Origin of the sequence: Pseudomonas sp. RIT778, assembly GCF_019718735.1 — a bacterium.
Lineage (GTDB): Bacteria > Pseudomonadota > Gammaproteobacteria > Pseudomonadales > Pseudomonadaceae > Aquipseudomonas > Aquipseudomonas aphyarum.
Genome location: NZ_JAIHBA010000065.1, coordinates 1 through 12,651 on the forward strand (window position 1 = coordinate 1; position 12,651 = coordinate 12,651).

At 55.3% G+C, this 12,651-nt stretch carries 15 protein-coding genes and 1 pseudogene; 6 read left to right on the forward strand and 10 right to left on the reverse strand.

What is annotated here, in order from left to right; translation table 11 throughout:
- Positions 1–164 precede the first annotated feature (164 nt).
- The 3 genes from K5E37_RS28990 (at position 165) to K5E37_RS29000 (ending at position 2,711) form a co-directional block, all read left to right on the forward strand.
- Complete coding sequence (locus K5E37_RS28990) at positions 165–824, forward strand: hypothetical protein (RefSeq protein WP_221535793.1); 660 nt, start codon at positions 165–167, stop codon at positions 822–824.
- A gap of 128 nt (positions 825–952) precedes the next feature.
- Entirely contained in the window at positions 953–1,741 is a 789-nt protein-coding gene (locus K5E37_RS28995; protein ID WP_221535794.1) for an FRG domain-containing protein, read from the forward strand.
- Positions 1,742–1,862: 121 nt separating this feature from the next.
- On the forward strand, positions 1,863–2,711 hold the full coding sequence (locus K5E37_RS29000) for a hypothetical protein (protein WP_221535795.1): 849 nt from the start codon (positions 1,863–1,865) through the stop codon (positions 2,709–2,711).
- A gap of 268 nt (positions 2,712–2,979) precedes the next feature.
- On the opposite strand, the gene K5E37_RS29005 is transcribed toward K5E37_RS29000, so the two are convergent.
- Together K5E37_RS29005 and K5E37_RS29010 are read right to left on the reverse strand one after the other, a co-directional pair.
- Entirely contained in the window at positions 2,980–3,927 is a 948-nt protein-coding gene (locus K5E37_RS29005; RefSeq protein WP_221535796.1) for a hypothetical protein, read from the reverse strand.
- A 383-nt stretch (positions 3,928–4,310) separates the two neighbouring features.
- Positions 4,311–4,526: pseudogene (locus tag K5E37_RS29010) on the reverse strand (PAAR domain-containing protein); the annotation flags it as partial.
- 461 nt (positions 4,527–4,987) lie between these two features.
- Here K5E37_RS29010 and K5E37_RS29015 point away from each other — a divergent pair.
- Positions 4,988–5,347, forward strand: coding sequence for a DUF6124 family protein (locus tag K5E37_RS29015; protein WP_221535797.1), 360 nt, complete (start codon positions 4,988–4,990; stop codon positions 5,345–5,347).
- Between the two features lie 42 nt (positions 5,348–5,389).
- On the opposite strand, the gene K5E37_RS29790 is transcribed toward K5E37_RS29015, so the two are convergent.
- Together K5E37_RS29790 and K5E37_RS29020 are read right to left on the reverse strand one after the other, a co-directional pair.
- Positions 5,390–5,476 (reverse strand): putative 2OG-Fe(II) oxygenase, encoded by an 87-nt coding sequence (locus K5E37_RS29790; RefSeq protein WP_409348109.1) that lies wholly within the window; start codon positions 5,474–5,476, stop codon positions 5,390–5,392.
- Positions 5,458–6,054: a 2OG-Fe(II) oxygenase family protein gene (locus K5E37_RS29020; protein ID WP_260404620.1), complete on the reverse strand. Its 597-nt coding sequence runs from the start codon at positions 6,052–6,054 to the stop codon at positions 5,458–5,460. The genes K5E37_RS29790 and K5E37_RS29020 overlap by 19 nt, the downstream gene beginning before the upstream one ends.
- A gap of 186 nt (positions 6,055–6,240) precedes the next feature.
- Between K5E37_RS29020 and K5E37_RS29025 the strand changes: the two genes are divergently transcribed.
- Entirely contained in the window at positions 6,241–6,450 is a 210-nt protein-coding gene (locus K5E37_RS29025; RefSeq protein ID WP_103387147.1) for a hypothetical protein, read from the forward strand.
- Positions 6,451–6,453: 3 nt separating this feature from the next.
- Here the strand turns inward: K5E37_RS29025 and K5E37_RS29030 are convergent, their stop codons facing one another.
- From K5E37_RS29030 to K5E37_RS29055, 6 genes are all read right to left on the reverse strand, one after another.
- Complete coding sequence (locus tag K5E37_RS29030) at positions 6,454–7,245, reverse strand: transporter substrate-binding domain-containing protein (RefSeq protein WP_221535798.1); 792 nt, start codon at positions 7,243–7,245, stop codon at positions 6,454–6,456.
- Positions 7,246–7,304: 59 nt separating this feature from the next.
- Positions 7,305–8,168: a copper homeostasis membrane protein CopD gene (gene copD / locus K5E37_RS29035; RefSeq protein ID WP_221535799.1), complete on the reverse strand. Its 864-nt coding sequence runs from the start codon at positions 8,166–8,168 to the stop codon at positions 7,305–7,307.
- Positions 8,169–8,171: 3 nt separating this feature from the next.
- Positions 8,172–8,546, reverse strand: a complete 375-nt coding sequence (copC, locus tag K5E37_RS29040; RefSeq protein WP_221535800.1) for a copper homeostasis periplasmic binding protein CopC — start codon at positions 8,544–8,546, stop codon at positions 8,172–8,174.
- Positions 8,547–8,577: 31 nt separating this feature from the next.
- The gene (locus K5E37_RS29045) at positions 8,578–9,435 is read right to left on the reverse strand and encodes a copper resistance protein B (protein WP_221535801.1); all 858 of its coding nucleotides are present in this window, start codon (positions 9,433–9,435) and stop codon (positions 8,578–8,580) included.
- A gap of 11 nt (positions 9,436–9,446) precedes the next feature.
- Positions 9,447–11,150: a copper resistance system multicopper oxidase gene (locus tag K5E37_RS29050; RefSeq protein WP_221535802.1), complete on the reverse strand. Its 1,704-nt coding sequence runs from the start codon at positions 11,148–11,150 to the stop codon at positions 9,447–9,449.
- Positions 11,151–11,245: 95 nt separating this feature from the next.
- Positions 11,246–11,728: a hypothetical protein gene (locus tag K5E37_RS29055; RefSeq protein ID WP_045121792.1), complete on the reverse strand. Its 483-nt coding sequence runs from the start codon at positions 11,726–11,728 to the stop codon at positions 11,246–11,248.
- 165 nt (positions 11,729–11,893) lie between these two features.
- On the opposite strand from K5E37_RS29055, the gene K5E37_RS29060 reads away from it, so the two are divergent.
- Complete coding sequence (locus K5E37_RS29060) at positions 11,894–12,553, forward strand: ribonuclease T2 (RefSeq protein ID WP_221535803.1); 660 nt, start codon at positions 11,894–11,896, stop codon at positions 12,551–12,553.
- Positions 12,554–12,651: the final 98 nt, after the last annotated feature.

Sequence of the window (12,651 nt, forward strand, 5' to 3'; positions counted from 1 at the left end):
ACGGAATCGGTGTGGCTGGGAGGTGGGGGAGTTTATCAGGAATGACCGGTCGGGCTCAGTGATATCCGGCGGAAATACAACCTCATCAAGTGTGGGATTAGGCGAGACAGCCACGAAATGGGCTGATAGCATCGGGCTATCAATAAGAGTGAGGAAGGGATCCCATGCTGAAAAAACTCGCATCATCTGTACTCGTCGCCGGCGCCCTGCTTGCCTCCACCCAAGGGGCTTTCGCCGAAGAAAAGCTGTTCAAGAACTACGTCTACCAAACCCCACTCGCAAAATTTACCGAAGCTGCCGGTTACTACGACTGCTCCGAAGACGTCGGTGGAACCGCGCGATGCATCGATGATGTGGATTTCCTGGAAGAGAAATTCACCGTCGCGCTGATCTTCTCCGGGGACAAGCTGATGATGGTTTCACTCATCAGCCCGTTCGATCAGAACCTGTACGTAAAAGCCATCGCGGGGCTTTCCAAATCATTCACGCTGGTTTCCATGAGCGATGAGAAATCCATCCTGGATATGTTTGATACCGCGAGAAAATCGAGAAGCACTGAAGAGCTGACGACGAAGATTTCCAATTTTGAACAGGTTGGTCTGGCGGCGGGGAATCTGACTTATACCTTTCTTGAAGGGTTGAATGCTAAAGGGCAGACCAATGCTGTTAGTGCGTTGGCTGCTGCGCCGGAGAATATTCGATCCGCTGAGTTGGTGATGGCGGGGCAAGGCGCGGATTCGGGGATGATTATTCGGTTTACGTTTCCGCGGTTAGAGGCGAATAAGATTTTGGCTGAGGCTAAAAAGCCTGTTGAGTCGTTTTAAAAAATGGTTGATTACTTCGTAGAACGCAGAGGTGATAAGAAGGGCTTATTAATTATTTGTGTGGATGAGGTAAATAAATCTGTCCCCTATTGTCTTTGCATGATGCGAAAAGGGTTGTGAGATAAAGAATGGCCAGAACTGCAAGATGGGCATTGAAAAAGTATAAAAATGGTGTGGCTGAGTACAAGCTAAGCTCGTGGAAGTATTTTTCCGATTTTGTAAGTCAGGAAATGCTTAACTTTACAACGTACGTCTATCGGGGGCATGGTGATAGTTCCTGGAAGCTGGAGCCGACTCTAGACAGGTTAATAAAAGATCCGACTTCTTATAAGCGCGGCGCCCATTTGGAACGGTTCAAGTTTGAGACGAGAGGGCGCCGGGGATCCTCTCCGATTAAGTTGGAAGATGACAATGATTGGTGGGCTCTTGGGCAGCATCACGGGCTTGCGACACCACTGCTTGACTGGACTGAATCGCCCTTTGTCGCTCTGTTTTTTGCAGCTAGTAATGCGAGTGCAATGGATTCGGAGTTTTTTAGTATTCACGCGATTTCTCAGGGGTCGATAAAATCTATAAACGAAAAAATAAATCATGATGTTAGCGTTCCGCTGGTTAATGGGCGAAAGCAAACGGTAAAAATTGTAAAGCCGCTAAGTGATGAAAATAAGCGGCTGGTTAGCCAGCGGGGGTTGTTTACTCGGGGGCCGAATAATATAGATCTTGAAACGTGGGTTCATACAAATACAGATGCAAGTATTCGAGATATGCGTGTCATGAAAGTTGTGATTCCGAATAAAGACACGAGCGAGTGCCTGCGTTATTTGAATAGAATGAACATAAGTCATTCAACTCTTTTTCCTGACTTGCCAGGTGCATCGGAGTTTTGCAATTTGCATTTAAGCATCGAGAAATATTAGGTTGATAAATGAGTTGGAAAGGGGGGTAGGTTTGGTTGCTAATTTTTGGTGATAAGAATTCCCCTTTTTTTTGTTAGCCCCGAATTTTTGTTAAAATGTTTTTATTACAATGAGGTTTAAGATGTTTGATGGAGGCCATTTAATACAAGCTATGGCGTTAGATATTGAGCGTTTTTTCAACGGAAGCCACAAATTCAAATATCGAATTTCCGGTTATAAAACGTTTGCCACTGCTTATGAAGGAGTTCCTGTTGCCGTATATTCAACCGATATAGGGTATAAGGAGGTGCTTAGCTTGGAAGACGCTTGTCTGATATTGCTCATAGGGTGTCATGAGGCTGCACACGTTCTGAATAGACATGATCTTGTCAGGCATTCCCCTGATAATAACAATGCGAAAGATGATTTGGCCCTGGAGGTTTTTGCAGATTTTTTTGGCGCCAAGTTGTTCCAGACACTTATACTCGTTGGTTCAGAAACAAGACGATTATTCAAGCAGGTAGGGTACTCCAGTCTTGAGAAGTTATATGACGAACTGGGAAACTCCTTAGGCGTGTTATACAGCACTTACTACCAGTGGAGTGAGTCAGGAAAAAGTTACGAGTCGGCCTTGTCCCGCGTAGGTATTGCTGTCGCTGGCACCAATTCTGTATTGGATAGGTTCCTGGGGGTGGATGTAAATCGATCCTATAAGGTTTTCGAAAAGCTACATAAGCGAACCTGCCTCGTGGGCCAGAGTAAGCCTTATCTAGCTAACAATAAGTTGCCGCATCATGCAGCAATCCTTATGGCCAAGGTGCAGAAAAATGGTTCGATGTTTCACAATATGAAACCAAGTGTAGTCTATTTACTTGGGGGTGATACCTATGACGTGCCTGATGAAGTCAAGAAAATATACGTGGCCAGAAAGAGAGAAGAGTTAAAAGCATTAGGCTTAGATCTACCACTGGAAAAAGATGTCACGGATTGAATTGATCTGTATAAAAAACTTCGGGTATTGCTATTAATTTGATTGGATTAATATCCAAATATGAGCAATCAATTTCGCCAGGTTAAGGTGAGCTTCATTAATATTCGATGTCGATTGATGCAAGCTATTCTTATGGGAGCGTATCATGATTGCTCATTCGCTACGCCACGCTCACCTAGGCTAGCAAAGTAAGGGAACAAGCGAAAGGGGGCGGATTTATTTTTCAAGAATGATTTTTAATAAATAAAGCTGTCCCCTATTGTCGAGTTTATTCCTGATAAACGTTTTTTATGATTCTATAGCGATCCATTGTTGTCTTTGATGCTGGAAATGCGATTCCATTTTGGCCTTGAGCCTCTACAGATCGAATTGCCTCCCGTAGAAATTCCAACATGGTATTCGCGGGTGGGATAAATGAGGAAAGAGAGTTTGAAAATCTTAATTTGGCTTCGGTCTCGAATTCTTTTCGCATACCCAATACAACTACTTCATTGGTGGGCACTAACGATTTCACCGTGAAGGGGATTAAAACGCCGTCTTCCCCACGTTTGTTGTCCATGCGGTAAACGTAAAGTTCGTGACGCTTCTTCACAGGGCACCATACCCCTGCCACGATTTCGGTATGCATGGCCTGAAATTCTTCAATATCAAGTTTGTATCTGGAAGCAGACTTCAATGCGTCATTCATTGAGTATTCAATGGTCTCGGCGATTAACTCGCCGGTAAGCAAACCCTCGAAATCCCTGTTCAGAAATGTATCATCATCCCAATGCGAAACTTGGCTCGGGGTGTGCAGAGGGTTAGGTTGGCAGTGCCTGATTGCAGTGTAAATAATGGAGTGATCTCTTTCGTGACGCTTGAAACTTATCCTAAGACTTTGTAGGTGAGTTGTAATGCTATTTATTATGTGTTGTGCTGTCAGAGTGCTCCCAGCAAAGCTTAGGAACGTGTTGTTTGTTTCATGGACTTCGTTGTAATCTCTAAAGGATCCGTCTGGCGTAAAGTGAGGTTTCCATAGCTTTACTTCTATACTGTGCGTTTTTCTAAATCCGTTGAGAATAGTTCTGGCATTCGTATGGTTTGTGATGGCGCTATCCGCAACAACAAAAAGCCCTACTGGCTCCATTTCGGGGGTATATGTTGAGTTTTTATCATCCGAATATTGAGTGTAGTCGAATGATTTGGTGTGCTCGTAGCCAGCTATAATTAGGGTCATACTATATTTAGATCTCAGTATTCATCTATCGAAGGTTGTTTGCACACAGAATCTGAATTACAGGCGTGTGGAAGGCACCATTCCCAATAAGTCATAGATACGTAAGGGCTACTTAAAATGGGTACTACGTGTACTAGCATGGCTTCTTCCTGATGCCCTGATTGGTCAGAGTGCCACTATTCATACCATAGATTTGAATCGTTGCTCACCTACGACACTATTTTGAAAGGAGGTAGCACCGGTAGGTCGTGATAGAACTGGGGTGATGGAGCTAATTGGTAGTCCAGCTAGCCTGTCCAATAGATCGTCTGTGGGGTACGTACCGAAAAGGGAACAGATTTATTTGTTTTAAGTGGTAAATAAATCCGTCCCCATTTTTTACGGACTGTGCCAACCAGCGCGGCATTTCTGCCGTTGATGAATACGGTGCTGGACACGGCAGAGGCGAGTGCGCTGCCGCAGGTGCAGGTGTCGTCTTTTCGGGCGGCGGCGAGTCCGTCGAAGAACACGTCGGGGGATCCGGAGGCAATGGCTTTGGGGCCGTGTCCGGGGATGGGGCAACTGGTGGGATCGGTGATGCGTGCAGCGGGCTTTGCCATGTTTGACTCCCTGTCAACGGATTAGCTGGCGCCGACTGTATCAGAGTTGCTTTGGTGGTTGCCTGACGGCGACGTGCGCGGTGTTGGTTATCCATCTAAACAGCAAAATTTGAGTGTGTTTAAACGAAGCTCTCTGACACTACTTCGGCCCTACACATCCTTGCGCCACCCCCTACACCTAAGACAGAATCCGCCGGCTTGTGCCTCTAGCACGGCGGTTTTATCGTTCCTGGGTCACTGAAAACCGGTGATCGGGTTTGGTAGCCCGGATTCCGTCAGAAGCACAAGACTACTGTCTTGCGGAGGCTTTCAGTGCCTTCGTTTTATGGTGGTCATGCGCAGGGCATCTTAGGATGCGCCGGGGTTCCTGACGGCCGGTCTACCAACCTGCGTATGGCCTCCACCCTAGTTTGGTAGCGAAGGTGGCGGCTCCTAACCTCTTATCCGTCGGGAGTTACTTCATGTTCAAACCAACACCCAACCCACCAGAAACCGATCCGGTTTCCCCCTACAAATTCCCCGATTCACGAACCCTGAACGAAGCCGCCGAACGCGCGCTCGATCACTACCTCACCCCGCAGCAACGGATCATGGGCAGCCACACCCAACATGACCCGATGTACTTCGCCAACCCGGCCTACGACACCGAATCCCTGCTCGCCAACGCCAGCGAGTCCTTGGGATCAGCCTCCGAAATGCTCAACAACTTCGCCGCCACCCTGGAATCCGCCCACCGCAAAACCGCCATCGGCATTGCGCAGTTGGTGATGTTGGGGTCTTTGGCGGTGAATCAGGCGTTGGATAACGTCGAGCCGAAGTAGGTCGTTGCGGCCCTCTGTCGCGGAGGGCCGCTTTTCTGTGGCTCAAGCACCAAAATTAAACGCAATCGAAATCCGTGGTCTCGTCCCTTCAAACCGTCGAACCGAGTGCATCAACCAAGACGGAAACATGATGAAGGTGCCGCTGCTGGCGGCGCAGGTGCTACTGAAGCCGGCGGTGATGCAGTCTTCGACGCGCATTCGCAGCGCGGGGTTGTAGGTGGAGGCGACCATGCCGCGGGGTCGGCGAATTCCAGGTCGCCGCCGACGGTCGGGTCGTCTTCTCGGCCGCCGGCGTCCACCCAGTAGACGCCTGACCAGAAGGCGCCCGGATGTCCGTGGAGGGCGTTGCTGTGGCCGGCGGTATTTACGTTGGCCCAGGCGTTGAGTTTCCATTCGAAACTCGGTTCGGTCAGTCCGAATTGTTCGCTGTGCACTGCCGTCATTTGCACGGCGAACGCTTTGGCGAACTTCACGAGAGCGTCGCTGGCTTCTTCGCCCCATTCATGGAAGTCGTTCGCGGACTGCCAGCCGCCGTCGTTGCTGCGCTGGGTGCCGCTACGATCTTGCGCCATGCGAGTTGTGATGATGGTTTTCAGTTGGGAATTTAGTTTTGCGGCATCGGGGTACTGGATGCTGGCGAGGGGCGTTGTGAACAGCCGTCGAATCTTTATCAGGTCAGGATTTACCAAGTGGCTGGTCGACGGCATTGCGTGTGCTCTAGGTCTCGTAAGTTGCAAAAAACTATACCGAGCGAACTGCAAAGCCGATGTAAACCTTTGTGAAAGGCCGAACCTGAACCCACGCTGAAACCCCCGCAAGTTTCATCTTCCCGCCACCCGCACAGGCCTACGATCCCTCTACAAGATCCCGACCCCACCCGAGCGCCACACACCATGAACAATCCACTCAAAGCGCTGTTGATCGTCGCAACCGTCTCGGTTCTAACCGCCTGTTCCGGTTCCGGAGGCTTGACCACCACCAGTTGTTTCTCCAGCGACTGTCAGTCGCCGGAGGCGCGTAATGTGAATACGTTGAAGTTCGGCGGGAGCAATATCGGTAACAGTTTCAACCAGTACAGCTCCGGCCTGATGCATGACGATTGAGGGTCACTGAGCCGCGGGTACGGCGATCCATTCGCTCAGGACTTTCTGGTATTTACCGGTGACTTTGCTCAGGTGCAGCCACTGGTCGACGTAGAGTTTCCAGCTGATGTCGTCGCGCGGCAGCAGGTAGGCTTTTTCGCCGTATTGCATGAACTGGCTCGGGTTGACGGCGCACAGGCCGGGTTTGAGTTTTTGTTGGTAGAGGGCTTCGGAGGCGTCGGTGATCATCACGTCGGCCTTGTTGTCGAGCAGTTGTTCGAAGATCGTCACGTTGTCGTGCAACGCAAGTTGCGCCTTGGGCAGGAACGCGTGGACGAAGGCTTCGTTGGTGCCGCCGGCGGGTTCGACCAGGCGCACGTTTGGCTGGTTGATCTGGTCGATGGTCTGGTATTTGGACTGGTCGGCACAGCGCACCAGCGGGATCTTGCCGTCGACGTCGAGGGTGTTGCTGAAGAAGGCTTTTTTCTGGCGTTCGAGGGTTACCGAGATGCCGCCGACGCCGATGTCGCATTTGCCGGCCTGCATGTCCGGCATCAGGGTTTTCCAGGTGGTCTGCACCCATTCGACCTTGACGCCGAGGCTGTCGGCCAGGGATTGCGCCATGGCGATGTCGATGCCTTCGAATCCGCCGTCCGGGCGTTTGAAGGTGTAGGGCTTGTAGTCGCCGGTGGTGCAGACGCGCAACTGGCCTTGTTGCTGAACGGTGTCGAGGTGCGAGGCCGGTTCTTGTGCCTGAGCGGCGCCGGCCATGGCCAGCAGGCCGCAGAAGATCATCTTGCTTTTTGGAATTGTCATGGAGATCGGGCTTGTGCAGTGGGAGTGCGGGCCAGTGTAGTGAATGCGTTTGCCGGGTGTCATCCCGGCTCCGGGCTCAACGTGCCCAGCCACGCCACCAGTCCCACGATCAACAGCGCAATCATCAGCTCCAATGCCACGCTGCGGCGCAAGGCATTGGCCGCCACTTGATGTTGCCCGGCGCGCAACGATTGTTCGAGCAACGGCCCGAGGTGGAAGCGGTTCAACGCGGCCAGCACCAGCATGCCCCCGAACAACACAACTTTGATCGACAGCAGAATGCCGTAGGTGCCGAGCAGGATTTCGCCCAGTGTCGGACCGACGATGAACAGGTAATTCGCCACGCCGGTGACCGAGAGGATGAGTACAATCGCCGCGCCGACGCCTTCGAAGCGTTTGACGGAATCGGCCAGCGAACGAATGCGCGCCTCGCTGCGAAGTGCGCCGAGCCGCGACATCAAGATCAACGCGAGCATGGCGCCCAGCCACGCACCCGCCGCCAGCAGGTGCAGGATGTCGCTGAGCAGGTGCCACGCGTTATCCATCGCGCCGTGTCCGCTCCAGGCCAGGGAGGCGAGGGCGACGGCGCCGGCCATCGATGCCAGCCACAATCCCGGCCAGATCATCACGGCAATCAGCGCAATCATCCGCAGCGCCCACGCCAGCCCTACGTCGGTTTCCAGCACCATCATTTGCAGATGCGGCCACAGCGCCGCGAACTCCGTTTCGCCACTCATGGCGCGGGTCATCAGCACCAGTCCCGCCACTGAAAGCAGTGCTCCGATCAACGCCATCCCGCGCAGCATCGGCCGAAACCGCAGCACCGCGTCAACGCTGTACCGCCCGAACAACGCCAGCCCGAACAACAGCAGCAAATCCACATACAACGCCAGACGCAGGAGGATGTTGATCAGTTCAGCCATCGCTCACTTCACTTTGAACGTGACGTTGCCGGTGATCGGGTGCGTGTCCGACGATACCGCGCGCCATTCGACCTTGTAAGTGCCGGCCGGCAAGGGCGAGAGCGGGGTGACGAGCATGGTTTTCGGGTCGCTGCCGGCGCTGACTTTGGCCTTCATCGGCATGGGCGAGTGGGCCATGCCCGGCATTTCGGTCATGACCAGTTTGGCGCCGGAGAACTGGGTCAGCAGATCCTCCGAAAACCGCAGTTCGATCTTGCCGGGCGCCGCGCCGTCGGCACCTTCGGCCGGGGTCGACGACAGCAGTTTCGGATGGGCCTGGGCCAAGGAGCTGAAGAGCAAACCGCTGGCGAGGACGAGGGAGATTTTCAATGTGCGCATGCAAGACCTCTGGGTTGTTTTTTGATTGGATTTAGAACCACAGCCGCACGCCGAGGACGAGTCGCGCTTCGCTGCGATCCTCGCCTTCTTCCCGTGCGTAATCGGCGGTGTGGCCGTAGGTGCGGTTCCAGGTCACGCCGATGTAGGGCGCGAATTCGCGGCGGATTTCATAGCGCAGGCGCAGCCCGGCTTCGGTGTTCGCGAGGCCCGAGCCAATCCCGCGTTGCGGGTCGTTTTTGCCGTAGACGTTGAGTTCGGCGGTCGGCTGCAGGATCAGGCGATTGGTCAGCAGGATGTCGTAGTCGCCCTCCAGCCGCACCGCACTCTGACCGTTTTCGCCCAGGAACGCCGTGGCTTCGGCTTCGAAGTTGTACAGCGCCATGCCCTGCAGGCCGAACGCGGCCCAGGTTTGCGGAGCGCCGGGTTTGAAGTCCTGGCGCACGCCGCTGACCACGTCCCACCACGGCGAAATCGCGTGGCCCCACAGCGCCTGGATTTCCGCATCTTCGGTCTTGCCGTTGCTGCGTTCGCCCTCGGAGCGCAGCCACAGCCGATCGATGTCGCCGCCGATCCAGCCGGACAAATCCCAGGCCAGGGTGCTGGCATCGTCAGCGTCCTGCCATTCGAGTTTGTCGGCGAGAAAGTAAGTGTTGATGGCGCTGTCGTGCACTTGATGCCCGGCGTGGCTGGTGAACACGGCGGCGCGATCGGCGTCGGTCAGTGCCGGGATCGGCGTGCGGCTTTCGGTCGGCGCGGCGGGCTGCATCATGCCGTCGTCCATGCTTTGCATATCAGCCATCTGGCTGTGATCCATGCCCTGCATGTCGCTGGCGGCGAATGCCGGAGCCATCGAAAGAAGGGACAACGAAAACGCGGCAAATCGAGTCATGGTCGGCGTCCTCATTCTTCCACCCGCACTTCGCGGAACATGCCCATTTCCATGTGGTACAGGAGATGGCAGTGATAGGCCCAACGGCCGAGCGCATCAGCCGTCACGCGGTAACTGCGGCGGGTGCCGGGCGGCATGTCGATGGTGTGTTTGCGCACCTGGAAGTCGCCGTTTTCGTCTTCCAGATCGCTCCACATGCCGTGCAGGTGAATGGGGTGGGTCATCATCGTGTCGTTGACCAGCACCAGGCGGATCCGCTCGCCGTACTTCAACAGCAGCGGCTCGGCATCGGAGAACTTGATGCCGTTGAACGACCAGGCGAATTTCTCCATGTGGCCGGTGAGGTGCAGCTCGATGGTGCGGCTCGGGTCGCGGCCGTCCGGGTCTTCGAAAGTGCTGCGCAGGTCGGCGTAGGTCAACACGCGGCGACTATTGTTGCGCAGGCCGAGGCCAGGGTCGTGGAGTTTCGCGGCGGTGGTCATGGCTTGCATGTCCACCAGCGGGTTGTCCTTTTCGCTGTCGGGGTGCGACTGCATCGGGCCCATGTTCATGCTCGAGTGATCCATGCCGCTCATGTCCATCGAACCATGATCCATGCCGCCCATACCCATGTCGTCCATGGTCACCAGCGGGCGCGGGTCCAGCGCCGGTACCGGGGCCGACAATCCGGCGCGGGCGGCGAGGGTGCCTCGGGCGTAACCGGTGCGATCCATGGCCTGGGCGAACAGGGTGTAGGCGTCGGCGGCGGGTTCGACGATCACGTCATAGGTTTCCGCCACGGCGATGCGCAACTCGTCGACGCTGACCGGTTTGACGTGCAGGCCGTCGGCGGCGACCACGGTCATTTTCAATCCGGGGATGCGCACGTCGAAGTAGGTCATGGCCGAGCCGTTGATCAGCCGCAGCCGCAGCTTTTCGCCGGGGCGGAACAGGCCGGTCCAGTTGGAATCGGGCGCGTGGCCGTTCATCAGGAAGGTGTACGTGGCACCGCTGACGTCGGCGATGTCGGTGGGATTCATCTTCATCTGCGCCCACATCGTGCGATCGGCGACGGTGGCGCCCCAGCCTTTTTCGCCGACGTCATGGATGAAATCGCCGACGGTGCGCTTGTGGCAGTTGTAGTAGTCGGACTGCTTTTTCAGGGTCTTCATCAGGCTGGCCGGGTCTTCGTCGGTCCAGTCGCTGAGCATCACCACGTAGTCGCGGTCGTACTGGAACGGCTCCGGTTCCCGGGCGTCGATCACCAGCGGCCCATAGACGCCGGCCTGTTCCTGCAAGCCGGAATGGCTGTGATACCAATAAGTGCCGTGCTGGCGAACCTTGAACTGATAGACATACACGCCACCCGGCTCAATGCCCTTGAAACTCAGGCCCGGCACGCCGTCCATGTTGGCCGGCAGCAGAATGCCGTGCCAGTGGATCGACGTACTGTCCTTGAGCCGGTTGCGCACCCGCAGCGTCACGGTGTCGCCTTCGCGCCAGCGCAGCAGCGGGCCGGGCAGGCTGCCGTTGATGGTCAGGGCGGTACGGGGCTGGCCGGTGAAGTTGACCGGGGTTTCACCGATGAACAGCTCGAAGTCGGTGCCGCTTAACTCGTTCACCTGGCCAGGGCTGTTCAAGGCCCAGACCGGCGTGCGCCACAGGCCGAGGCCGCCGAGCAGACCGCTGGCGGCGAGGCCTTTGACGAAGGTGCGTCTTGAGGTGGTGGAAGGCATGCGCTGGAAGTCCCCGTTTGACTAATGACGGGGAGGCTAACCAGCGGCAGCTTTCAGCTGGCTGAGGCGCGGATTACAGTTGTGTCAGGTTCAACCTACAGACCGAGCCCTTCCTGGACTACCAACAGCAGGTTGTTTTCCGTCAACGCAATCGCATCCAGCTGTTGCCCGGTCTCGAGCGTCTGCAACCACCAATGGCTTTCGCCGTGTTCATCAACCGTGCGCAGCAGCGATGCTTCGCGCCCCGGCAGGACGATTTGCACGCGCCCCGAGCCGTCTTCGGTGAAACGGGCGATAGGATCGAACGTCAGGCTGTGATGGTTGGCTTCGATGATCAACTGGTCGATGGCGTAGTCGTGGGTCTCGCCATCCGGCGAAGTTTCGCAAACATGGGTAGGATTGCGCCGGATTTTCAGGCCGACTTCGGTGACCGGTTGCAACCAGCCCTCGATGCGGTGATACAAGGCGTAAACCTGAGCCGGCCAGCAATCGATCTCCAGTTCAGCGCAGGTGATTTCGTCAGCATGGGTGTGCCGGGTTTGTTTGAGTTTCGCGGCGAGTTCGTCTGCTTTACTCATGTCGGTTCCCTGTGGTGATTTCAACATCATCGTAGTCCTTTCAAAGTAATGCAGGTTTTGCCCTGCGTCATGCGCTTGCAACACGGGCATGACTCAATCAGCGTCTGGCCAAGTGATGGTCAGACCACAGAAACCACGGACGCACGCGTCCCAAGGAACGGGAACATGAAAAAGCTTTTTACAATTATGGCGCTGATTGCGCTGACGGTCGGTAGCATCGGCCTGAGTTCGGCACGCCAGTCGTCCGCCAGCAAGGCGGAATCGGTGGCGGGGGTATTCGATTACTACTTGCTGACGTTGTCCTGGTCGCCGACCTTTTGCCTGACCCACAAGGACGACCCGCAATGCACCGGCAAGGGCTATGGTTTTGTCCTGCATGGCCTGTGGCCGCAATACGCCAAGGGCGGCTGGCCGGAGTCCTGCCCGCCGCTGACCAACCTGTCGGCCGCCGAAACGGCCAAAGGCCTGACGCTGTTCCCGACCAAAAAACTCCTCGATCACGAATGGAGCAAGCACGGCACCTGCAGCGGCCTCGGCGCGATGGGCTATCTGGACGAAGCAGACAAAGCCGTGGCCGCGGTGAAAATCCCGCAAGAGCTGCAACCGTTCAGTAGCTCTTATTACTTCGAAGCGCAGGAAATTGCCGACCTATTCCGCAAGAGCAATCCGGGCATCCCGTCAGACGGCATCGCCGTGATCTGCAACGGCCCGGAACTCTCGGAAGTGCGCGTGTGCATGGGCAAGGACCTGCAATTCGGCGCCTGCGGCAAGGGCGTGAAAACCCAGTGCCGGGCGGGGGATATCCGGGTGCCGCCGTCGCGTTGACCGATCGTAAAAACAGGCGCCTGAAAAGGCGCCTGTTTTTTTGCGATCAACCTCAAGCAAATCCCCCCGCATCAACCCCCAACTCCCCCCGCAAAAAC